Here is an 18,311-nt window from a genome sequence, read left to right on the forward strand (position 1 = left end):
CCTCTGGCGCAGCGTCAAGTACGAGGACGTGTATCTGAAGGGCTATGCCACGATGGGCGAACTGATGGTTGGCCTGGCCGAGTATTTTGCCTTCTACAACGCTGAGCGTCCGCACCAGTCGCTGGGCAACGCGGCACCCGCAGCCGTCTATCGAAACGGCATCGGTGGCGGGGCGTTGATCCTCGACAAGTTTGGCGGCGCGGGTGGGGAATCGCCTGTTCCGCTACGCTCCACAGGCGATTCCCCACCCGCAGAAGCAAAGTCAACGACAGCATCAAAAACAGAGTCAAAGGCAACACCGGCGCAGCGCCGTTCAGCTGCTAGCGAAGTCAACTGCACAACTTAAACTGGCCTGATATTTGTCTTGACTATGGGGACCACTTTACCTCCAGACCAACCTTGGCCTTGAACTCCGGCGTATGTACCTTCCGGGTAGTTGCTTCACTCATCGTTTCTCGCTCCCTATGACGGAGCACAGCTTAAACCACTGTCTGATTTCCAGGGACCACTATACCGCCAACTCGGTCAGGGCAATGACCTGTTAAGAACAGTGTCGCCCTTCGTTGCCCGAGAACTGCGATGATCCACCAATGCATCGATCAGTCGGCAGAGAAGGCCACCGGAGTAGCGCCGCTGCGCCCCGCGCTCGGCGTCAGTCGCTCGGGGTACTACGCCGCCGCCGCACGGGCGAGAAAGTCCGCCAGCGTTTTGTGCGGCAAAGGTTGATTTGAAGACGGCTTTTGCGGCCTCCGAGCAAAGCGATGGCAGCCGGCGCTTGCAGCAAGCGTTGATTGCACATGGCCGGCCCAGCGGTCGGCACCGTCTCCGAACGCTGATGAGAATCAACGGACTACGACCCGTCTGGAAACGCGAGGTCATCCACACCACCGACAGTCACCATGCCCTGCCGATGGCAGACGAACTGCTCAACCGGCAGTTCGAACCGGCCAAAGCGAATACCGCCTGGGTCTCGGACATCACCTACAGCCACACGGTAGCGGCTGGTTGTACCTGGCCGCCATGCTGGACCTGTTTTCGCGCAGCATCGTGGGCTGGGCGATGGCCCCAAACATGCCTGCCGAACCGGTCTGTACGGCTTTCCAGATGGCCAATACCCAGCGGCAACCGCCGGTGGGTCTGGTGGTGGTGCATGCGGATCGCGGCAGCCAGTACGCCAGCGACGCCCACCGCACCCTGCTCGCTCGGAATCATTTGCAAGCCAGCATGAGCCGCAAGGGCAACTGTTGGGATAACGCCGTCATGGAGCGCGTCTGGCCGAACAACTATGCCAACCATGCAGAGGCCACGCGCGACGCCATCGACCACCTCGTCGGCTTCTGCAACAGCATCCGCCTGCACTCGAAACTCGGTTACCTGCCGCCGAAGGTCTATGAACAACAAATGGCAGAGAAACAACCTATCCCGGTACCCGAAATAACTTGACCACTACCGTCTAAACTTCAGTTACTTGGCCAAACCCACCAGATGATCGACTGCAGCCTTGATCTCGTCATCGGTCAGGTCGGCACCTCCCCCCTTTGGCGGCATCGCACCCTTGCCATTGGTCACGCTAGTCACCAGCGCAGCGCTGCCGGTGGCAATTCGGGGCGCCCACGCCGCCTTGTCGCCAGCTTTCGGCGCGCCAGCTACGCCGCTTGCATGGCAAGCCATGCAGACGGAGTTGTAGACCGCAGCGCCGTCGCGCGGCCGGCCATCTGCCGCCGCAGGCACTCTCCCCAACTCCACCTTGGCCACCGGCAGGATGCGAACATAGACCTCATCGCTGTGGCCGGTCGCGACACTACCCTTGCCGACCATCGATAGCGGCCAGATGACCACAATCAGAACAATCGCGATAACGACGGTGATCATCAGGATCGCCCGCGAAGAGTATTGTTTTTCTGCCATGCCAGATCCTTGGTTGTCTGCGGATTAGGCTTCCATTGTAGCGCCGTTTCTAGCTGCCCCAAAGCTCCGGACTGGACTCCCTGCGGCAAACCGGTTAAGCTTCCCGTCCCGCACGCGCCCGTAGCTCAGCTGGATAGAGTACTGCCCTCCGAAGGCAGGGGTCGGACGTTCGAATCGTCTCGGGCGTGCCAGAATGACACGCAAGAGGGCACCGCTCGGGTGCCGCTCTTGCGTCCACCATCGCCGTTCGGCGACGGCGCCCTCACTTTCGGAGGTGCGGATGATGCTTGGCGCCGCGGCCGCTACCCATCCGTATCGGCGAGCAGTCGGGATTCGGCGCCGGAGCCCTTACGGCGCCCCCGAACGCCCGCACCACCTTGACCGGGTAACTCTTCTGCTTTTGTTTGACTAATGTCAAACGGATCCCGATTTGCCCGGTCCAGGATTGAGGCTTGGATTGGATCGTCCACTCCCATCGGCGATCCATGCTTGTCAACGCTGAGGAGAGACATTATGAGGCGTGCACACATCGGAGCTGTGTCGGTTGCTGCTGGCATGGCGCTCTACGGCGGCGCGGCCTGCGCACAACAACGGCCGAACGATCTCGGCAAGTATGAATTTGAAGTGAACTGCGCGGTTTGCCATGGTGCCGATGGCAAAGGGAATGGCCTGATGACGAATCTGTTGCGCAAGAGTCTGCCCGACCTCACGCTGCTGGCGAAGAAGAACCAGGGAGTTGTTCCGACAGATCGGCTGTATGAAGTGATCGAAGGCATCGGCGTTCCTAGTCATGGCTCACGCGAGATGCCGATCTGGGGCCGGGAATACCGCCTTGAGGATGGCGAGCGCTATCTCGAAGGACGTGGTAGCTATGATGCGCAAGCATTGGTACGCGCACGGATTCTCCTGCTGATCGACTACATAAGCCGCATTCAGGTTCGCTGACCGCGCCGAAATACGTAGCTCTGACCCGCCTGAGTCTGAGTCGGCACGATCCCGCGCCCAGGCGAGCCATTCGGCAAACATCGCCGACGGACACCACCGATCATGAACCCCGCCTCCGCAGCGGAGGCTCCCCAGCCTCGCGTCCGGGAGACTTGGTCACGATGCAGGGGAACGAACTACTGCCTCCTCCACGCGGACGCTTCACGGCGCCGACCGGATCAGGGTAGCCCGTGGCTCTCCCGGGAAATCCCGCCACACCATAGGCGATCGCCGGAACCTGGAGGTGGGCAGCGCTGTTCTGCCGGGAAACCCTCGCCAGTCCTGCCCAGTTGCCCAGCATGCCGACCCAACAACAGGCTGCGCTTGTGCACCGCAGGTCATCGGGCCAAGGGGTTGGCGCGTTAGGCAAGGGTCTCGACATCCAAAGGCATCAACATGAAACGTCTACTACTAGTCGCCGCCGCACTGCTTTCCACCACCGCGCCGGCGATTGCCGCCGATCTTGGCCTATCGGTAAGTATCGGCCAACCCGGCTTCTACGGTCGCATTGACGTTGGCGGCTATCCGCAGCCGCAACTGGTCTATCCGCAGCCGATCTTCGTCGAGCGTGTCCCGGTTGGCCGCCCACCGGTGTATCTGTACGTGCCACCTGGGCACGCCAAGCACTGGAACAAGCACTGCCGCTCGTACGGAGCCTGCGGTGAGCCAGTCTATTTTGTGAACGCCAACTGGTATCAGCGCGAGTACGTGCCTCGTTACCAGCGAACTCGTCACTATCGCGGAAACGACCTCCGCGAAGACTACAGGGATTATCGCCGGAACGGCTACGGTGACCCGCACAGCGGCGACTACCGTGGTGACGCCAGGCACGACCGGCGCGGCTACGATGACGGTCATCGTGACCGTCGCTGAAGCCTCGGCCTGACGGAGTACCACAGCCAACCCCTGCGGCCACCGTGCGCCGTGTCGACTGCGTGCCCCGCCACCGCATACGGCGACCGCCACCCATGATCGAATCAATCCTGCTTACTGCTGCGCGCATCTCGACTTTCCATCGACAGCAACCGCTGACCAACGCCAGCGGCTTTTTTTTCGAACGCGATGGGCGGCTGTTCCTGGTCACCAGTCGACACGTGCTGTTCGACGAACCCAGCCGGCACTTCCCGGACCGCATCGAGATCGAACTGCACGTCAATCGGGACAACATTGCCGAATCAACCGGATTTTCGATACCGCTGTACGGCGCCAACCGGCAGCGAGCCTGGTGTCAGGGTCTCGATACCGCTGGCGAGATCGACGTGGCGGTGATCGAGATCGACCGTGCGGCGCTACCGGAAACGATGGCCTACCAAGCCTTCACGCCGCGGCATCTGCCGGGCCGGTTTGATCAGGTCGAGGTTGGCAGCTCATTGCTGGTCGTGGGCTTCCCGCTGGGATTCCACGACCACCTCCACCACATGCCGGTGGTGCGGCAAGCGATCGTTGCCTCGTCGTTTGGACTGCGTTTTCAGGGAGAAGGCTATTTTCTCACCGATGCACGCACGCACCGGGGAACCAGCGGTGCGCCGGTAGTGATGCGCGCTGCCACACTTGAGTTGGCACACCACGACCTGCCGTGGATGTTGCTTGGTGTTCACTCGGCAAGGCTTGATGTCGGCGCGCGCGACCCCGATCAGGACGAGGCACTGGGACTCAACTGCGCCTGGTACGCGGATATCCTGCTGACCTTGACCGATCGCTGAATGAAACCGTTTGCCCGCTTGCGGCGTCCTCGCCCGAGCAAGCGGTGCTGCCGGACGCCTACTTGACCGGGGTCGGCGTCTGGGCGAGCTTCTGCTCGATCTTGGCCAGCGGGACCGCGCCGGGAATGCGCTCGCCGTCGCCGAAGAAGATCGTCGGGGTGCCGTTGATCGCCAGCTTCCGGCCAAGCTCGACGGACTTCTTGACCGCAGCGGTATCGCAATCGCCCTTGCCGGTCGGCGCCTTGCCATCGACCATCCAGTCGTTCCAGGCCTTGGCCTTGTCGGCCGAACACCAGATCTGATTGGACTTCTCGAGCGAATCCGGCGACAGAATCGGATAGAGGAAGGTATAGATGGTCACGTTGTCCAGCTTGGCGATATCCTTCGCCAGCTTCTTGCAGTAGCCGCAGTTCGGATCCTCGAAGGTAGCCAGAACCCGCTTGCCGTCGCCGCGCACCTGCTTGACAGCCAGCGCCAGCGGCAATTCCGAGAACTTGATCGCCGTCAGCTTCTGCATCCGCTCGGAAGTCACGTTCTTCATCGTCTTGCCGTCGATCAGCGAGCCAACAAGTAGCGCCGAGACCTTCTCGTCGGTGTAGACGATCTGGCCATCCGTGTAGACTTCGTAAAGCCCGAGATAGGGGGTCTTGGTGACGCTGGTGACCGGGGCACCGAGCTTGCCTTCAAGCGCTTTCTTGACGCTGGCCTCGTCGGCGCGGGTGGGCGGGCTGAGGGCCAGTGCGAGAGCAATTGTCACGAGGGTCTTGTACATCCTGGTTCTCCATGTTGGGGATGCCAGCGTTTCAGAAAGCGCCGATGGCGTAGCGAACGAGCAGGTTTTTTAGGACTGGCAAAGCGTTGGTGAGGTTCATTCCGAGGTTGCGCAAGGGCCTGAGGCCCGGCAAGTCGTGGCGGAAAAGCTTGTGCAGGGCGTGCGTGGTGGCTTGCATCAGGAGGGTTTCTTCGCGGCGTTGCCGCTGATAGCGAGCGAGCAGGCGCTCGTTGCCGATGTCCTGCCAATCGGGAGTCGCGGCGAGCACACCGGCCAGCGCCCTGGCATCCTGGTAACCGAGGTTGATCCCGTGGCCGGAGAGTGGGTGGATGCCATGTGCCGCATCGCCGATCAGCGCCAGACGGTGCGCAACCACCCGCGGCACCTGCATCAGGCGCAGGGGAAACGCTGCCGCCGGAGTGAGCAGGCGGAAGCTTCCCAATTGGCAATTGCCTGCCGCAGCCACACGGACACAAAATTCTTCACTTGGCATGGCCAGCAGCGTCCGGGCGTTCTCGTCCGGAGTGGACCAGACGATGGAGATGCGATTACCGGCCATCGGTAGCCAGGCCAGCACCCCGTCGTCACGGAACCATTGCCGCGCAATACCGCGGTGCGGGCGTTCGCATTCCAGATTGGCGACCAGGCCCATTTCGCCGTAGGGAGTGTTGATCGCCGGCAGGCCAAGCGCGTCGCGAACCCAGGAGTCGCGTCCGTCGGCACCGACCAGCAAGCGCGCCGACACCGCCCGGCCGTCGGCCAGGGTGAGGACGGCCGCAGCCGGGCCGATCTCCAGCGCTCGTGGCGCGGCTGGGCAGAGCAGCGTGAGCTGGCCTTGCCGCTTGACGTTCTCCCAAAGTTCGCAGGCCATCAGCGATGACTCGAGAATCCAGCCAAGTTCCGGAAGGCCCGCCTGATAAGCCGAGAAATCGAGCTGCGCGCCCGCGTCGCCAAAAACCTGCATCGCGTGAATCGGAGCGATACGCTCTGCGGCCATGTGCTGCCACGCTCCAATCGCCTGCAGAAAGGCAGCGTTGGCGGGCGAAACGGCGTATACACGCACATCCCAACCCGGCGGAGCGAGCGGCGGTCGCTGTTCGACCAGGGCGATCCGCAGGCGTGCGTCGCGCAGAGCGCAAGCCAGGGAAAGGCCGGCGAGGCCACCGCCCACGATAAGAACGTCGAATTCTGTAGCTTGCATGCAGTGAGGCTCAGAGAAGTCGCCGGCGCGCACCGCACGACCGGGGTTTTACAAGCGCGGCCAGGAATGTTAGAAGATCACTCCAATGAACTCGTCTGCCGAGCCACTGGGGCACACTTACTTTCCTGCGGTCGTCTGTGGCGAACACGATTCACCCCTGGACGCGCTGGTCGCCTTGTGCGTACCGCGCGACGAAGCGATGAACCTGGTGACCGCCTCCTGGCCGAGCAGCGCCTCGAACTGCCTCATCGCCAAACTGGACGGCGGTCGCCCGGTGGTCGTGTTGCGCACACCGGATGGACGTTGGGCGGCGTGCAACGCGTTCTTGGGCGACCCCTGTGCAACGCCACGGCAAGCCGACCAACGCCTGGCGGCACTGCTCAAACGCCACCAGCACGGTTACGTGGTGACGTGGCCTGCCGTCTGACCGGACAGGACTAGCAGCCGGCGCAAGCGACTGGCGACTGGCGGGATTGCCAAACCTTGGCCTGGCGATGCGCAACCCCAGCCGAACGCGGCTCGATCAGCCCTTTAGGCACCCACTCATGAAGGCCTTGCGCTCATCGCCCTTGAGTTGCTTGCTACCGGCTTCTGCGTTACACGCCTTCATCTTGTCCTGCTGAGAAGCCTTCACCGGCGCCGCCTTGAGACAGCCGCTCATGAACGTCTTGCGCTCGTCGCCCGCCAAGGCCTTTCCCTTGGCCTCGGCATTGCAGGCGGTCATTTTTTCCTGCTGCGCCTTCTGGGCTGCCGAGGGTTCCTTCTTCTGTTCAGCAGCAAGAGCGCCGCCTGTGGCGACGACCAGAGCGACCAGCGCAAGCATGGCTTTCATCGATAATTCTCCTCAGGTTGTGGAAATCCCGTGATTAGGCCATTGCTACAGGTCGTCGTCAAGCAGCGCCTGTTGCTGCCGGTCGATGAAGTCTCCCATGCTGTCGATGCCGCGCAACTGCAGGATGCTGTTGCGTACCGCCGCTTCGAGCAGCACAGCTATGTTGCGCCCGGCAGCCACCGGGATGACCACCTTGCGGATGGGTAATCCGAGGATGTCCTGCGACTGCGCGTCGAGCGGCAGACGCGGCCCGTCGGCACCGCTGAGCGGCCTCTGCAAATGCGCGATCAGCTTGAGCTTCATCTTTCGACGTGACGCTGTTTCCCCGAAGATGGTGCGGATGTTGAGCAAGCCAAGGCCGCGTACTTCCAGATAGTCGCGCAGCATGCTCGGACAGCGCCCCTCGATCGTCGTCGGAGCAATACAAGCGAGTTCGACGACGTCGTCGGCAACCAGGCCGTGGCCGCGCGAGATCAATTCCAGTGCCAGTTCGCTCTTGCCGACACCGGAATCGCCGGTGATCAGAACGCCCATTCCGAAAACGTCCATCAGCACGCCATGCATCGATGTCGAACCAGCCAGGCGACGCGACAGATAGATGCGCAGCAGGTCGATCACCGCGGAACACGGCTTCGAACTGACAAACAGAGGAGTCTGTGTCGACTCGCAGGCGTCGCGAATCGCCGGCAGGATTTCAAGGCCATCGGCAAGAATGAGCGCTGGCGGCCGGGCCACGATCAACTCGCGCAACTGCTGGCGCAGGCGCTCGGGGGTAACCCGTAGCGCCCAGGCTTGTTCGGCCCTGCCGATGACTTGCAGCCGCTCCGGGTGAATGAGGTTGAGGTGGCCGACGACATCGGCACCGTAATTGCTCTGTTCCTTGAGTTCAATCTGGCGGTCGACACCGACTGCGACGACCCAGGCAAGCTTCAGTTTGTCACGGTGGTCCTCATACAGCTGAACCACACTAAACTGACGTGCGGCGTTCATGTTCCGTCGGCAAAGATCTGGCGAACAGCATTGGGGTCAACGGCAGTGGACAGGGCTTCGCGACAAGCGCGGTCCGAAAAGTGCTGGGCCAGTTCAGAGAGGATTTGCAAGTGCTGTTCAGTCGCCACCTCGGGGACCAGCAGGACGAACAGCAGCGAAACCGGTTTCCCGTCTGGAGAATCGAAGGCCACTGGTGCCGTCAGCCGCAGGAAGGCTCCGGTGGCATCTTTCAGGCCTTTGATCCGGCCGTGCGGGATCGCCACACCCTGACCAAGACCAGTCGAACCCAATTTCTCGCGCGCAAACAGACTGTCGAACACGGTACTGCGAGCGATGCCAAGATAGTTTTCAAAAAGGAGGCCCACGTGCTCGAAGACGCGTTTCTTGCTGCTCGCGTCCAGATCAAGAATGATGTTTTCGAGGGGGAGTAACTGGGTAATCTGGCTCATGCGACAAAAACCCGAAAAAGGCTGACATGGTTAAGTTCAAACAAGGAAGCGCACGGGCTGGTGGGCAAGTGCGGCCCCCTTGGCCCGTGCGCAGAGTGTACAACGATCACTCAGCGACGATGTGATCGATGATCTTGCTCCCGCGATGATGATCCTGCAACTTCTGCTTGTACTTCTGGACCTGGCGCTCAAGTTTGTCGACCAGACCATCGACGGCGGCGTAGAGATCCTCGTCGGTGGATTCGACGTAGACATCCTTGCCGGCGAGGTGCACGGTGACTTCGGCTTTCTGCTTCAGTTTGTCCACCGACAGGATCACGTTCACGTCTATCACGTTATCGAAGTGCCGAGTGATCCGCTCGAGCTTGCCGGTAACGTAATCGCGTAGGGCCGGGGTAATCTCGAGGTGGTGTCCACTGACTTGCAGGTTCATGGTGTGGCTCCTTCTTCCTTAGATGGACTTGCGTAAATTGACCGGCGGGATACTGAGCGCTTCACGGTACTTCGCAATCGTTCGCCGTGCTACGACAATGCCCTGCTGACCAAGAACTTCGGATATCTGGCTATCCGAAAGTGGTTTCTTCGGTTCCTCGGCGCCGATCAGCTGCTTGATCAGCGCGCGAATGGCCGTTGCTGAATACGCCCCGCCAGCTTCGGTGCCGACGTGGCTGCCAAAAAAGTATTTCAGTTCGAAGATCCCGCGCGGTGTTGCCATGTACTTCTGTGTCGTGACCCGTGAGATGGTCGATTCGTGCAACCCCAGGAGGTCGGCGATTTCCCGCAAGACCAGCGGACGCATCGCCACTTCGCCGTGATCAAGGAACTGGCGCTGACGTTCGACGATAGCCTGCGCCACACGCAGGATCGTGTCAAACCGTTGTTGCACGTTCCGGATCAGCCAGCGCGCCTCCTGAAGGTGAACCGCGAGCCCCGACCCACGCTGCCGGGAAAGAATCTGGGCATAAAGGCTATTGATCCGCAGGCGCGGAAACGCGTCGGAATTGACGCTCACCGACCACTGCCCGCGTAGCTTGCGTACCACTACATCGGGGGTGACATAACGGGTGTCGGAAGAGGCGAACTGTGCGCCAGGCCGTGGATTGAGACTACAGATCAAGAGATGCGCCGCGCGCAAGGCATCGTCGTCACAACCGGTGTGTTTCTTCAGTTTGACGAAGTCGTGGCTGGCCAGTTGGTCCAGGCAATGGCGGACGATATCCGCGGCCAGGGTGCGCGTCCTATCGACCGGCAAGGCCTCTAACTGCAGTAGCAGGCACTCCTGCGCGCTACGCGCGCCGACGCCGGTGGGGTCGAAGTGCTGCAGGTGATTGAGTGCAATCTGCAGTTCCTCGAGTTCGATTCCCAGCTCCGCAGGCATGGTGTCGACGAGTTCGTCGAGCGACTGCGTCAGGTAGCCATCGTCATCCAGCGCATCAACCAGACAGCGCACCAGAACGCGGTCACGGTCAGGCAGGGTCATCAGGCCCAACTGCCACAACAGGTGCTCACGCAAGGAAACCGTTGCTGCCTGCACATCCTGATAGTCGCTGTCTTCGTCGTCGAACGAACCCGAGGAACTGAAGTGAGCCGCTTCGTCCACCGGCCAGTTTTCTTCATCCGAGAACGACTGCTCGGTGCGCTCGTCTACCGTCGGTGGGCTGGTGGCCTCATCACCACTGCCGCCGCCCGGCGCGACATCGGTCTGGGCATACATCTCGTCGCGTTCGAGGAGCGGGTTCTCCCGCAAGTACTTTTCCAGCTCATGCTCGAGGTCAAGCGTCGACAGTTGCAGCAGTTTGATCGACAGCGCAAGCTGCGGGGTCAACGCGAGATGCTGGGTGAGCTTGAGCTGGAGGGACGGTTTCATTTACAGAACCGGGTAAGCCACCTCATCGGGATGCGCAAACAGCCCATATGGTTCTCGAGTTGTGGCGGAAGAGGCCGTTGGCGTCAGAGGCGGAAATTCTCGCCCAGATAGACCTTCCGGACATTTTCATTATAAATGATTTCCTCCGGGCGACCAGCGGCAAGGACGCTGCCCTCGTTGATGATGTAGGCGTGATCGCAGATGCCAAGAGTTTCGCGAACGTTGTGGTCGGTAATCAGCACGCCGATGCCACGCTCCTTGAGAAAACCGATGATCTTCTGAATGTCGAGCACGGCGATCGGGTCCACGCCGGCAAAGGGCTCGTCAAGCAGAATGAAGCGCGGCCCGGTGGCCAAGGCACGCGCGATCTCGACCCGCCGGCGTTCGCCACCGGACAAGGAAGTCGCCGGGCTGTTGCGCAGGTGGCTGATATGCAGTTCCTCGAGCAGATCTTCCGTGCGCCCATCAACCTCATCGACTGCCAGCTTTTGCAGTTCGAGAACGGCCTTGACGTTTTCGCTGACTGTCAACTTGCGAAAGACGGAAGCCTCCTGCGGCAGGTAGGAGACGCCCAGGCGGGCGCGCTTGTGCATCGGCAGGTGCGTCAGCTTCGCCCCGTCAAGGGATACCTCGCCCCCGTCACAAGCGACCAGGCCAACCACCATGTAGAAGCAGGTCGTCTTGCCGGCACCGTTCGGACCGAGCAGGCCAACAACTTCACCGCTGAGGACTTCGAACGAGACGTCGTGCACCACGGTGCGGGACTTGTAGCATTTCTTGAGGCTGCGGGTAGACAACGTGCTCCGCGTATCTGGCGTATCTGACATTTTTCAATCATCTTCAAGAATACCGCGCAGTACGCGTCGGATTGTTTCGCCGGAAAATCCCCTGCCCGCCAGGAAGCGCATCTGGCGACCGCGCTCCGCGGCATCGTCAACACTTGCGGGCCGATACCCGAACTTCCGTTGCCAGACGCGACGCGCCCTTGTCAGTTCGTCCTCGCCGCCGCTCAGGGCAGTGCTCACCAAGTCGCTGGCGACACCCTTCGACCGGAGTTCATGAGCCAGGCGCGCGTCGCCCACACGCGCACCTCGAGACGTCACCCGCCCCGCCGCATAGCGCTCGTCGGACAGCAGGCCGCTCGCCGCAAGAGCGTCGAGCAAGGCTGCAAGCCCCTCTGCGGACTCGGCGTGGGGTGCGAGCTTGTGTGACAGCTCCAGCCGAGCGTATTCGCGACGGGCCAGCATGCGCAAAGCGCGCTCGCGCAGCGCGTCGTTCATCACCGAAGCACTACTGGGCAGTCGCTCTAGCGGTCTGGGACGGAACGTTCACCGCCACGCGGATCTTCTCTTCGATCTCCCGGGCAATCTGCGGCTTGCTCTTGAGATACTCGCGCGCGTTGTCCTTGCCCTGCCCGATCTTTTCGCCGTTGTACGCGTACCAGGAACCCGACTTGTCGATCAGCTTGTGCAGCACCCCGAGTTCGATGATCTCGCCCTCGCGCGAAGTTCCCTCGCCGTAGAGAATATCGAATATCGCTTCGCGGAACGGCGGTGCGACCTTGTTCTTGACCACCTTGACTCGGGTTTCGTTGCCAACGACTTCGTCGCCCTTCTTGATCGCACCAATTCGGCGGATGTCCAGGCGCACCGACGCGTAGAACTTGAGCGCATTGCCGCCGGTGGTGGTTTCGGGACTGCCGAACATGACGCCGATCTTCATCCGGATCTGGTTGATGAAGATCACCAGGGTGTTGGTGCGGTTGATGTTGGCGGTCAGCTTGCGCAGCGCCTGGCTCATCAGGCGCGCTTGCAGGCCGGGTAGCGAATCGCCCATCTCGCCTTCAATTTCGGCCTTTGGCACCAGCGCCGCAACCGAATCGATCACCACCACGTCGACACTCGCCGAGCGCACCAGCATGTCGGCGATTTCCAGCGCCTGCTCGCCGGTATCGGGTTGCGAAATGAGCAGCTCGTCCAGGTTTACCCCTAGCTTCTGCGCGTAGCCCGGGTCGAGCGCGTGCTCGGCGTCGATGAACGCCGCCGTGCCCCCGAGCTTCTGCATCTCGGCAATGACCTGCAGCGTCAAGGTCGTCTTGCCGGAGGACTCCGGGCCATAAACCTCGACCACCCGACCGCGCGGCAGGCCGCCGATCCCCAAGGCGATGTCCAGCCCCAGCGAGCCCGTGGAAACGACCGGAACGTCGGTCACCACGCTGCCTTCGCCCATCTTCATGATCGAGCCCTTGCCAAACTGCTTTTCGATCTGGGCCAACGCTGCTGCCAGCGCCTTCGCCTTGTTGTCGTCCATTGCCAGTCCCTTTTCCTTGATTGAGCGGAATTATCCCATTTTCGACGGCACTGAACATGCCGCCATCAGCAGTACCTGCTGCTGTGATTATATACAGTAGCCGAGAAGGGTGCAGACTTACCGGCGGGTGAGCGCACGCGACGACGTCGTGCCACTGCAGCGGAGCCCCACGTACGCAAGTGTCCCATTTACCAGGAAGCACGCCATGAGCGCGCGAGCCGCTTGGCTCGCGCTCAGCCCAGACCCCGGCCGGCGCGCTGCAACAGACCCTGCAGCGCGTGCGCAACCGACTGCGCGCGCACTGCCTCGCGGTCGCCCTGAAAGCGACAGTTAGCGGTGTCCACACGCCCCTGCGGCCCGGCCCAGGCAAAGCACACAGTCCCCACCGGTCGGCCCGGAGACCCGCCGTCCGGACCAGCGATCCCGGTAATGGCCACGGCCCACGCCGCATGGCTGCGGCGCAGAGCGCCCAGCGCCATGGCGGCGGCGGTCGCCTCAGATACCGCCCCCTGCGCCGCGAGGATGTCGTCGCCGACGCCGAGAATTTCGCTCTTGGCGTTGTTCGAATAGGTGATGAAGCCGCGGTCGAACCATCGGGAACTGCCGGCAATCGCGGTCAGACACTGCCCCAGCCAGCCCCCGGTGCACGATTCGGCGGTCGCCAGGAGTTCCTCGCTGGCGACCAGCAGGCGGCCGACTTGGGCGGCAAGCGTTTCGAGCGACCGTTGGTCGTAGGCGCTCATACCAGGACGAAACGCAGGACCGCCAACACCAGCAAGGTGTAGGCCGCAGCCACCAAATCGTCGGTCATCACGCCGAAACCGTTCTTTACCTGCTCGTCGAAGTAACGCGCCGGTTGCGGTTTGCTGATATCGAAGAAACGGAACAGACAGAAGGCCATGGTCTGCCATAACCAGTTCGTGGGGCAGAACAGCAACACCAGCCAGAAGGGGACGATCTCGTCCCAGACGATGCTGCCGTGGTCGATCACCCCCAGATCGACGCCCGTCTTGTGCACCGCCAGGACCCCGCCAGCAAAGCAGAAGGCCAGCAAACCGAGTAGTTCGAAGTCACTCATCGACGAACGCAGCAGCGGGAACGAAGCCCAGGCGAAGAGCGTACCGAAGGTTCCTGGCGCCCACGGTGACAGCCCGCTCCCGAAGCCGCAGGCGACCAGATGCGCGGGATGGGCAAGGAGGAATCGCAGCGAAGGTACGCTAGCCAAAGTGATCGAATCCTTTGCCGTTGATGGCCAGGGCCTGCCCCATCTCGTCGAGCAGCGTCAGGCGGTCGGCGGAGGCGGCGACGATCCGGCCGCAACGCCAGAGCGGCAGGTCGAGCTCGGCGGCGAGCGCGGCAAGCTCGCAACGCTTGTCCGGCGACGCGGAGAAGACCAGCTCGTAGTCATCGCCACCGGTCAGCTGACACGCACGAGCGAGCCCCGGGTCGACTCCCGCGGGCAATGATGGCAACTGTGCGGCAAACACCTCGGCACCGACGCCCGACCGTTCGAGGACGTGTCCAAGGTCCGCAAGCAGGCCGTCCGAGACGTCGATGGCCGCATGCGCCAGAAGCCGGCGGCGAAGTTCGAGCCCCAGCTCGACGCGTGGCAGGGGTTGTTGCAAGGCAGCCAGGCAACGCATGCTCAGGACTTCGCTGAGACCGACCTGGCCCTGCAGCTGCGCCAGACCCAGGGCCGCCAGACCCGGTTGTCCCGACACCCAGAGGTCGTCACCGGCCACCGCGCGGTCACGACGAAGAGCGGCGCCAGCCGGCACCTCTCCGAGCACCGTGAGGCAAAGGTTAAGCGGGCCGCGCGTCGTATCGCCACCGACCAGATCGACGCCGTAGCGGCTGGCGCAGCGATGGAGCCCTTGCGAAAAAGACTCCAACCACGCCGGCCGCGCGTCGGGCAGACTGCAGGCCAGCAGGGCCCAGCGCGGAACGGCACCCATCGCCGCCAGGTCCGAGAGGTTGACCGCCAGCGCCTTCCAGCCGAGCTGACAGGGATCGGTGTCAGCGAGAAAATGCGTTCCCGCGACCAGCATGTCGGTACTGATCGCCAGTTCGCATCCCGCCGTGGGAGCGAGCAGCGCGCAATCGTCACCCGGGCCGAGGACCGCCTGTGGCGTCGGTCCGGCGAAATAGCGCCGGATCAGCTCAAACTCGCTGGGCATTGTCGCTTCCCTGCCCCTCCGACCGCCCACCAGTTCGCTTGGCGCCACGGCTCAGCGCGCTTTCGCGCGGGCGGCACGCTTGGCTTCGACCTCAGCCGGACGCAAACTGGCGGCGAGTTTGTCGAGCACGCCGTTGACGTACTTGTGGCCGTCGGTCCCGCCGTAAGCCTTGGCCAGTTCGATCGACTCGTTGATGATCACCCGGTACGGTGTCTGCGGGTAGTTGCGCAGCTCGAAGGCTCCGGCCAGCAGAATACACGCCTCGATCGGAGACAATTCGCCGAAGGGCCGGTCGAGATAGGCTTGCAGTTGCCCCTGCAGTTCCTTGCGCTGGACGAGGACACCGCGCAGCAACTTTACGAAGAACTCACGGTCGGCCTTGTCGAACTCGTCTACATCACCCAGGTGTGATTCGATCGCCGCTTCGTCGTTGCCGCTCAACTGCCACTGGTAGAGCCCCTGCAAGGCGAACTCGCGCGCTCGGCGGCGTGGCGATCTGACGGTTACCAGCTCGCCGCCCAGCGTCCTCCGAGGGTTTCCGGGTTTCACGATTGCTCCTTGATGGCAGCCAGCAGATTGGCCATCTCGACCGCCACGCGCGCACAGTCGCGACCCTTCTGATGCATGCGGACCAGCGCCTGATCGTCGTCTTCGCAAGTCAGAATGCCATTAGCAACCGGCACGCCACTGTCCAGTTGCACTTCCATCAGCGCCCGGCACGAGTCGTTGGCGACCACCTCGAAGTGATAGGTTTCGCCGCGGATGACTGCGCCCAGCGCGATCAGTGCGTCAAAACGCCCACTGCGCGCCATCGCCTGCAGGGTCAGCGGGATTTCCAGAGCCCCCGGGACAGTGGCCAGGGTAATCCCGCTGCCGGGGACACCAAGGCGTTTGAGCTCGCTGGTACAGGCGCTGAGCAGCCCTTCGCCGACCTCCTGGCTGAAGCGGCTCATGACCACGCCGATCGCCAGTTCATCACCGCGCAGCAGCGCCTCGTACTCGCGGAGATCTCCGGAGCGCGCTGTGGCAGACGCTTGCCAAGCCTGTTCGAGTGTATTCCGGGTGCTCATCATAGCCTTTCAAAGTCGGTCAAGCTGGCGATGTAGCCGGTGACCTGGAGGTCGAAGCCGGTCATGCTCGGCATCCGACGCGGACTCGAGAGCAGTTTCATCTTGCCTACTCCGAGATCGCGAAGAATTTGCGCCCCGATACCGTAGATGCGGGGATCCCAGCGCGCCGCCGGACGCTTGGTGGCCACTGGCTCACGGAGCATCGCCAGGATGTCCTGACCACTTTCGGGACGGTGCAGCAGGACGATCACCCCGGCCTCGACACGCGCCAGCGCGGCCTGCGCCACGTCGAGAGAAAAGGTATGTCGACCACCGCCCGGATCAAGGAAGTCGACCACCGAGAGCGGCTCGTGCACCCGCACCAGCGTCTCCCGGTCCGGATGAATCTCGCCCTTGGTCAACACCAGATGCACTTCGTCCGACGTACAGTCGGTATAAGCGTGCAGCATGAACTCGCCATGCGCAGACTGGACCGGTTTCGACAGCGTGCGCTCGATCAGCGTCTCGTGCCGGCTGCGGTAATGAATGAGGTCGGCGATGGTACCGATCTTGAGACCATGCTGCTGGGCAAAGTCGACCAGATCGCGCAGGCGAGCCATGCTGCCATCCTCGTTGAGGATCTCGCAAATCACCGCAGCGGGCTCTAGGCCGGCCAGCAGGGCCAGATCGCAACCGGCTTCGGTATGACCGGCACGCACCAGCACCCCACCCGCGCGGGCCATGATCGGAAAGACATGGCCGGGCTGCACGATGTCTTCGGGTCGAGCGTTCCTGGCCACCGCTGCCTTGATGGTCAGCGCGCGGTCTTGCGCCGAGATGCCGGTGGTGACGCCTTCGGCAGCTTCGATGGAAACCGTGAACGCGGTACTGTAAGGGCTCTTGTTGTCGCGCGCCATTTGCGTCAGACCCAGTTGCCGGCAGCGGGCCTCGGTCAGCGTCAGGCAAATCAGGCCGCGGCCAAAACGGGCCATGAAGTTGATCGCTTCGGGAGTGACGTGCTCGGCCGCGAGGATCAGATCGCCCTCGTTCTCACGGTCTTCCTCATCAACCAGGACGACCATCCGTCCGGCGCGCATTTCGACGATGACTTCCTCGATCGGTGCGACGTCGCCAGATGTGCTCTGTGGTGCCATACAATCGTCCTCCGCGCCAGTATTATTCCGCGCAATTGGGCTCGCGCCTCGTCGGTGCCCAGCGACGCCTGCCGAGTCGTCGCAGCGCATCGGTCAGCGCTGGTGCCGTTCTCAAGTCCCTAGTCCGCGAGCGACAAGACGTCGTTCAAGTCCACGAAGATCGGTCCCGAGCCCGCCATTCTCTCAGGTTCCAGGTCGGACCGCCATGCAACACCGAACCGACACCAGAGCACCGCAAGCTGGAAGCGCGGCGGAATTACTGGCGTCGCCTCAGCGCCGCAGCCGCCAGGCGTCGGCCAATCGATCTTCCAAGAGAACATTTTTTCGTTTTATCATGCTCGGCAACGATGAAGCAGGAGTATTGAGGGCCAGGTGGAGCAATGACCGGGTGCGCATCGGCACCTTCCGCTGCTGGTAAACACAAGAAAGGCGAAGGATCAGTGCAATGACCATCAATCAGAGCTTGCTGCTGGTCGCCGCGATTGCGGTGGCGGCGTTTCTCCTGTTGCGTTTCTTCCAGGCGCGTCGCTCCGCAGGCCAGCAAGCGGCCAGGGAAGCCAGTGAGGAAGCCGCGCGCGAGGCGGAACGCGAGGCCGCCGTGGAGGCCGCCCGCGTCGAGGCCGAGCGCCAGGCCGCCGTGGAAGCCGCCCGCGTCGAGGCCGAACGCCAGGCCGCCGTGGAAGCCGCCCGCGTCGAGGCCGAACGCCAGGCCGCCGTGGAAGCCGCCCGCGTCGAGGCCGAACGCCAGGCCGCCGTGGAGGCCGCCCGCGTCGAGGCCGAACGCCAGGCTGCCGTGGAGGCCGCCCGCGTCGAGGCCGAACGCCAGGCCGCCGTGGAAGCCGCCCGCGTCGAGGCCGAACGCCAGGCCGCCGTGGAGGCCGCCCGCGTCGAGGCCGAACGCCAGGCCGCCGTGGA

Annotated in this window: 23 protein-coding genes, 1 tRNA gene and 1 pseudogene; 8 read left to right on the forward strand and 17 right to left on the reverse strand. The window is 62.7% G+C overall.

The annotated features are described in order from the left end of the window. Positions 1-202, forward strand: a pseudogene (locus Q1L50_RS09680) (integrase core domain-containing protein); the annotation flags it as partial. 818 nt (positions 203-1,020) lie between these two features. Beyond that, positions 1,021-1,443, forward strand: coding sequence for a DDE-type integrase/transposase/recombinase (locus Q1L50_RS09685; protein ID WP_300337928.1), 423 nt, complete (start codon positions 1,021-1,023; stop codon positions 1,441-1,443). Between the two features lie 21 nt (positions 1,444-1,464). Here Q1L50_RS09685 and Q1L50_RS09690 read toward each other — a convergent pair whose 3' ends face one another. Then, entirely contained in the window at positions 1,465-1,908 is a 444-nt protein-coding gene (locus tag Q1L50_RS09690; RefSeq protein ID WP_300337929.1) for a c-type cytochrome, read from the reverse strand. Positions 1,909-2,022: 114 nt separating this feature from the next. Between Q1L50_RS09690 and Q1L50_RS09695 the strand changes: the two genes are divergently transcribed. The 4 genes from Q1L50_RS09695 to Q1L50_RS09710 all read left to right on the forward strand — a co-directional run bounded on the left by Q1L50_RS09695 (position 2,023) and on the right by Q1L50_RS09710 (position 4,595). Further along, a tRNA-Arg gene (locus Q1L50_RS09695) sits at positions 2,023-2,099 on the forward strand. Between the two features lie 322 nt (positions 2,100-2,421). Then, a complete protein-coding gene (locus Q1L50_RS09700; RefSeq protein WP_300337931.1) occupies positions 2,422-2,853 on the forward strand; it encodes a c-type cytochrome in 432 nt (143 codons plus the stop codon). 435 nt (positions 2,854-3,288) lie between these two features. Further along, positions 3,289-3,765: a hypothetical protein gene (locus Q1L50_RS09705; protein WP_300337932.1), complete on the forward strand. Its 477-nt coding sequence runs from the start codon at positions 3,289-3,291 to the stop codon at positions 3,763-3,765. Between the two features lie 95 nt (positions 3,766-3,860). Further along, complete coding sequence (locus tag Q1L50_RS09710; RefSeq protein ID WP_300337934.1) at positions 3,861-4,595, forward strand: serine protease; 735 nt, start codon at positions 3,861-3,863, stop codon at positions 4,593-4,595. A 58-nt stretch (positions 4,596-4,653) separates the two neighbouring features. Here Q1L50_RS09710 and Q1L50_RS09715 read toward each other — a convergent pair whose 3' ends face one another. Next, a complete protein-coding gene (locus tag Q1L50_RS09715; RefSeq protein WP_300337935.1) occupies positions 4,654-5,367 on the reverse strand; it encodes a DsbC family protein in 714 nt (237 codons plus the stop codon). A 31-nt stretch (positions 5,368-5,398) separates the two neighbouring features. Beyond that, positions 5,399-6,568, reverse strand: coding sequence for a UbiH/UbiF family hydroxylase (locus tag Q1L50_RS09720; protein WP_300337936.1), 1,170 nt, complete (start codon positions 6,566-6,568; stop codon positions 5,399-5,401). An 85-nt stretch (positions 6,569-6,653) separates the two neighbouring features. On the opposite strand from Q1L50_RS09720, the gene Q1L50_RS09725 reads away from it, so the two are divergent. Continuing rightward, entirely contained in the window at positions 6,654-6,995 is a 342-nt protein-coding gene (locus tag Q1L50_RS09725; protein WP_300337938.1) for a hypothetical protein, read from the forward strand. A 96-nt stretch (positions 6,996-7,091) separates the two neighbouring features. Here Q1L50_RS09725 and Q1L50_RS09730 read toward each other — a convergent pair whose 3' ends face one another. The 14 genes from Q1L50_RS09730 to ribBA form a co-directional block, all read right to left on the reverse strand. Continuing rightward, positions 7,092-7,400, reverse strand: coding sequence for a PsiF family protein (locus tag Q1L50_RS09730; RefSeq protein ID WP_300337939.1), 309 nt, complete (start codon positions 7,398-7,400; stop codon positions 7,092-7,094). Between the two features lie 45 nt (positions 7,401-7,445). Continuing rightward, positions 7,446-8,390, reverse strand: coding sequence for an HPr(Ser) kinase/phosphatase (gene hprK / locus Q1L50_RS09735; protein ID WP_300337941.1), 945 nt, complete (start codon positions 8,388-8,390; stop codon positions 7,446-7,448). Beyond that, a complete protein-coding gene (gene ptsN / locus Q1L50_RS09740; protein WP_300337943.1) occupies positions 8,387-8,839 on the reverse strand; it encodes a PTS IIA-like nitrogen regulatory protein PtsN in 453 nt (150 codons plus the stop codon). Before ptsN ends, hprK begins: the two co-directional genes overlap by 4 nt. 106 nt (positions 8,840-8,945) lie before the next feature. Beyond that, positions 8,946-9,272, reverse strand: coding sequence for a ribosome-associated translation inhibitor RaiA (raiA, locus tag Q1L50_RS09745; RefSeq protein WP_300337945.1), 327 nt, complete (start codon positions 9,270-9,272; stop codon positions 8,946-8,948). An 18-nt stretch (positions 9,273-9,290) separates the two neighbouring features. Next, positions 9,291-10,706 (reverse strand): RNA polymerase factor sigma-54, encoded by a 1,416-nt coding sequence (locus Q1L50_RS09750; protein WP_300337947.1) that lies wholly within the window; start codon positions 10,704-10,706, stop codon positions 9,291-9,293. Between the two features lie 83 nt (positions 10,707-10,789). After that, positions 10,790-11,533 (reverse strand): LPS export ABC transporter ATP-binding protein, encoded by a 744-nt coding sequence (gene lptB / locus Q1L50_RS09755; RefSeq protein WP_300337949.1) that lies wholly within the window; start codon positions 11,531-11,533, stop codon positions 10,790-10,792. Between the two features lie 3 nt (positions 11,534-11,536). Next, the gene (gene recX / locus Q1L50_RS09760; protein ID WP_300337951.1) at positions 11,537-11,986 is read right to left on the reverse strand and encodes a recombination regulator RecX; all 450 of its coding nucleotides are present in this window, start codon (positions 11,984-11,986) and stop codon (positions 11,537-11,539) included. Positions 11,987-11,996: 10 nt separating this feature from the next. Continuing rightward, a complete protein-coding gene (recA, locus tag Q1L50_RS09765) occupies positions 11,997-13,016 on the reverse strand; it encodes a recombinase RecA (protein ID WP_300337952.1) in 1,020 nt (339 codons plus the stop codon). A 233-nt stretch (positions 13,017-13,249) separates the two neighbouring features. Next, positions 13,250-13,759 carry a CinA family protein gene (locus Q1L50_RS09770; RefSeq protein WP_300337954.1) on the reverse strand — a complete coding sequence of 170 codons (510 nt, stop codon included), beginning with the start codon at positions 13,757-13,759 and terminating at the stop codon, positions 13,250-13,252. Then, complete coding sequence (locus Q1L50_RS09775) at positions 13,756-14,247, reverse strand: phosphatidylglycerophosphatase A (protein WP_300337963.1); 492 nt, start codon at positions 14,245-14,247, stop codon at positions 13,756-13,758. The genes Q1L50_RS09770 and Q1L50_RS09775 overlap by 4 nt, the downstream gene beginning before the upstream one ends. Then, positions 14,234-15,193, reverse strand: a complete 960-nt coding sequence (thiL, locus tag Q1L50_RS09780; protein WP_300337955.1) for a thiamine-phosphate kinase — start codon at positions 15,191-15,193, stop codon at positions 14,234-14,236. The genes Q1L50_RS09775 and thiL overlap by 14 nt, the downstream gene beginning before the upstream one ends. 51 nt (positions 15,194-15,244) lie before the next feature. Then, on the reverse strand, positions 15,245-15,742 hold the full coding sequence (nusB, locus tag Q1L50_RS09785; protein WP_300337957.1) for a transcription antitermination factor NusB: 498 nt from the start codon (positions 15,740-15,742) through the stop codon (positions 15,245-15,247). After that, the gene (gene ribH, locus Q1L50_RS09790; protein WP_300337958.1) at positions 15,739-16,263 is read right to left on the reverse strand and encodes a 6,7-dimethyl-8-ribityllumazine synthase; all 525 of its coding nucleotides are present in this window, start codon (positions 16,261-16,263) and stop codon (positions 15,739-15,741) included. The genes nusB and ribH overlap by 4 nt, the downstream gene beginning before the upstream one ends. Next, positions 16,263-17,396 carry a bifunctional 3,4-dihydroxy-2-butanone-4-phosphate synthase/GTP cyclohydrolase II gene (ribBA, locus tag Q1L50_RS09795; protein ID WP_300337960.1) on the reverse strand — a complete coding sequence of 378 codons (1,134 nt, stop codon included), beginning with the start codon at positions 17,394-17,396 and terminating at the stop codon, positions 16,263-16,265. The genes ribH and ribBA overlap by 1 nt, the downstream gene beginning before the upstream one ends. Positions 17,397-17,841: 445 nt before the next feature. Here ribBA and Q1L50_RS09800 point away from each other — a divergent pair. Continuing rightward, on the forward strand, positions 17,842-18,311 hold a 470-nt coding region (locus Q1L50_RS09800), incomplete at its 3' end, for a hypothetical protein (RefSeq protein WP_300337961.1).

It is taken from the genome of Accumulibacter sp., assembly GCF_029255145.1.
Taxonomy (GTDB): Bacteria; Pseudomonadota; Gammaproteobacteria; order Burkholderiales; family Rhodocyclaceae; genus Accumulibacter.

Bases quoted from the DNA above. Each gene is read 5' to 3' on its own strand.
- Q1L50_RS09710 (WP_300337934.1), top strand. From the start codon at position 3,861: ATGATCGAATCAATCCTGCTTACTGCTGCGCGCATCTCGACTTTCCAT.
- lptB (WP_300337949.1), bottom strand. From the start codon at position 11,533: ATGTCAGATACGCCAGATACGCGGAGCACGTTGTCTACCCGCAGCCTC.
- recA (WP_300337952.1), bottom strand. From the start codon at position 13,016: ATGGACGACAACAAGGCGAAGGCGCTGGCAGCAGCGTTGGCCCAGATC.
- Q1L50_RS09725 (WP_300337938.1), top strand. From the start codon at position 6,654: ATGAACTCGTCTGCCGAGCCACTGGGGCACACTTACTTTCCTGCGGTC.
- ribBA (WP_300337960.1), bottom strand. From the start codon at position 17,396: ATGGCACCACAGAGCACATCTGGCGACGTCGCACCGATCGAGGAAGTC.
- Q1L50_RS09730 (WP_300337939.1), bottom strand. From the start codon at position 7,400: ATGAAAGCCATGCTTGCGCTGGTCGCTCTGGTCGTCGCCACAGGCGGC.
- Q1L50_RS09700 (WP_300337931.1), top strand. From the start codon at position 2,422: ATGAGGCGTGCACACATCGGAGCTGTGTCGGTTGCTGCTGGCATGGCG.
- thiL (WP_300337955.1), bottom strand. From the start codon at position 15,193: ATGCCCAGCGAGTTTGAGCTGATCCGGCGCTATTTCGCCGGACCGACG.
- raiA (WP_300337945.1), bottom strand. From the start codon at position 9,272: ATGAACCTGCAAGTCAGTGGACACCACCTCGAGATTACCCCGGCCCTA.
- Q1L50_RS09770 (WP_300337954.1), bottom strand. From the start codon at position 13,759: ATGAGCGCCTACGACCAACGGTCGCTCGAAACGCTTGCCGCCCAAGTC.
- Q1L50_RS09715 (WP_300337935.1), bottom strand. From the start codon at position 5,367: ATGTACAAGACCCTCGTGACAATTGCTCTCGCACTGGCCCTCAGCCCG.
- Q1L50_RS09690 (WP_300337929.1), bottom strand. From the start codon at position 1,908: ATGGCAGAAAAACAATACTCTTCGCGGGCGATCCTGATGATCACCGTC.
- Q1L50_RS09705 (WP_300337932.1), top strand. From the start codon at position 3,289: ATGAAACGTCTACTACTAGTCGCCGCCGCACTGCTTTCCACCACCGCG.
- recX (WP_300337951.1), bottom strand. From the start codon at position 11,986: ATGAACGACGCGCTGCGCGAGCGCGCTTTGCGCATGCTGGCCCGTCGC.
- Q1L50_RS09720 (WP_300337936.1), bottom strand. From the start codon at position 6,568: ATGCAAGCTACAGAATTCGACGTTCTTATCGTGGGCGGTGGCCTCGCC.
- Q1L50_RS09750 (WP_300337947.1), bottom strand. From the start codon at position 10,706: ATGAAACCGTCCCTCCAGCTCAAGCTCACCCAGCATCTCGCGTTGACC.
- ribH (WP_300337958.1), bottom strand. From the start codon at position 16,263: ATGAGCACCCGGAATACACTCGAACAGGCTTGGCAAGCGTCTGCCACA.
- hprK (WP_300337941.1), bottom strand. From the start codon at position 8,390: ATGAACGCCGCACGTCAGTTTAGTGTGGTTCAGCTGTATGAGGACCAC.
- Q1L50_RS09685 (WP_300337928.1), top strand. From the start codon at position 1,021: ATGCTGGACCTGTTTTCGCGCAGCATCGTGGGCTGGGCGATGGCCCCA.
- ptsN (WP_300337943.1), bottom strand. From the start codon at position 8,839: ATGAGCCAGATTACCCAGTTACTCCCCCTCGAAAACATCATTCTTGAT.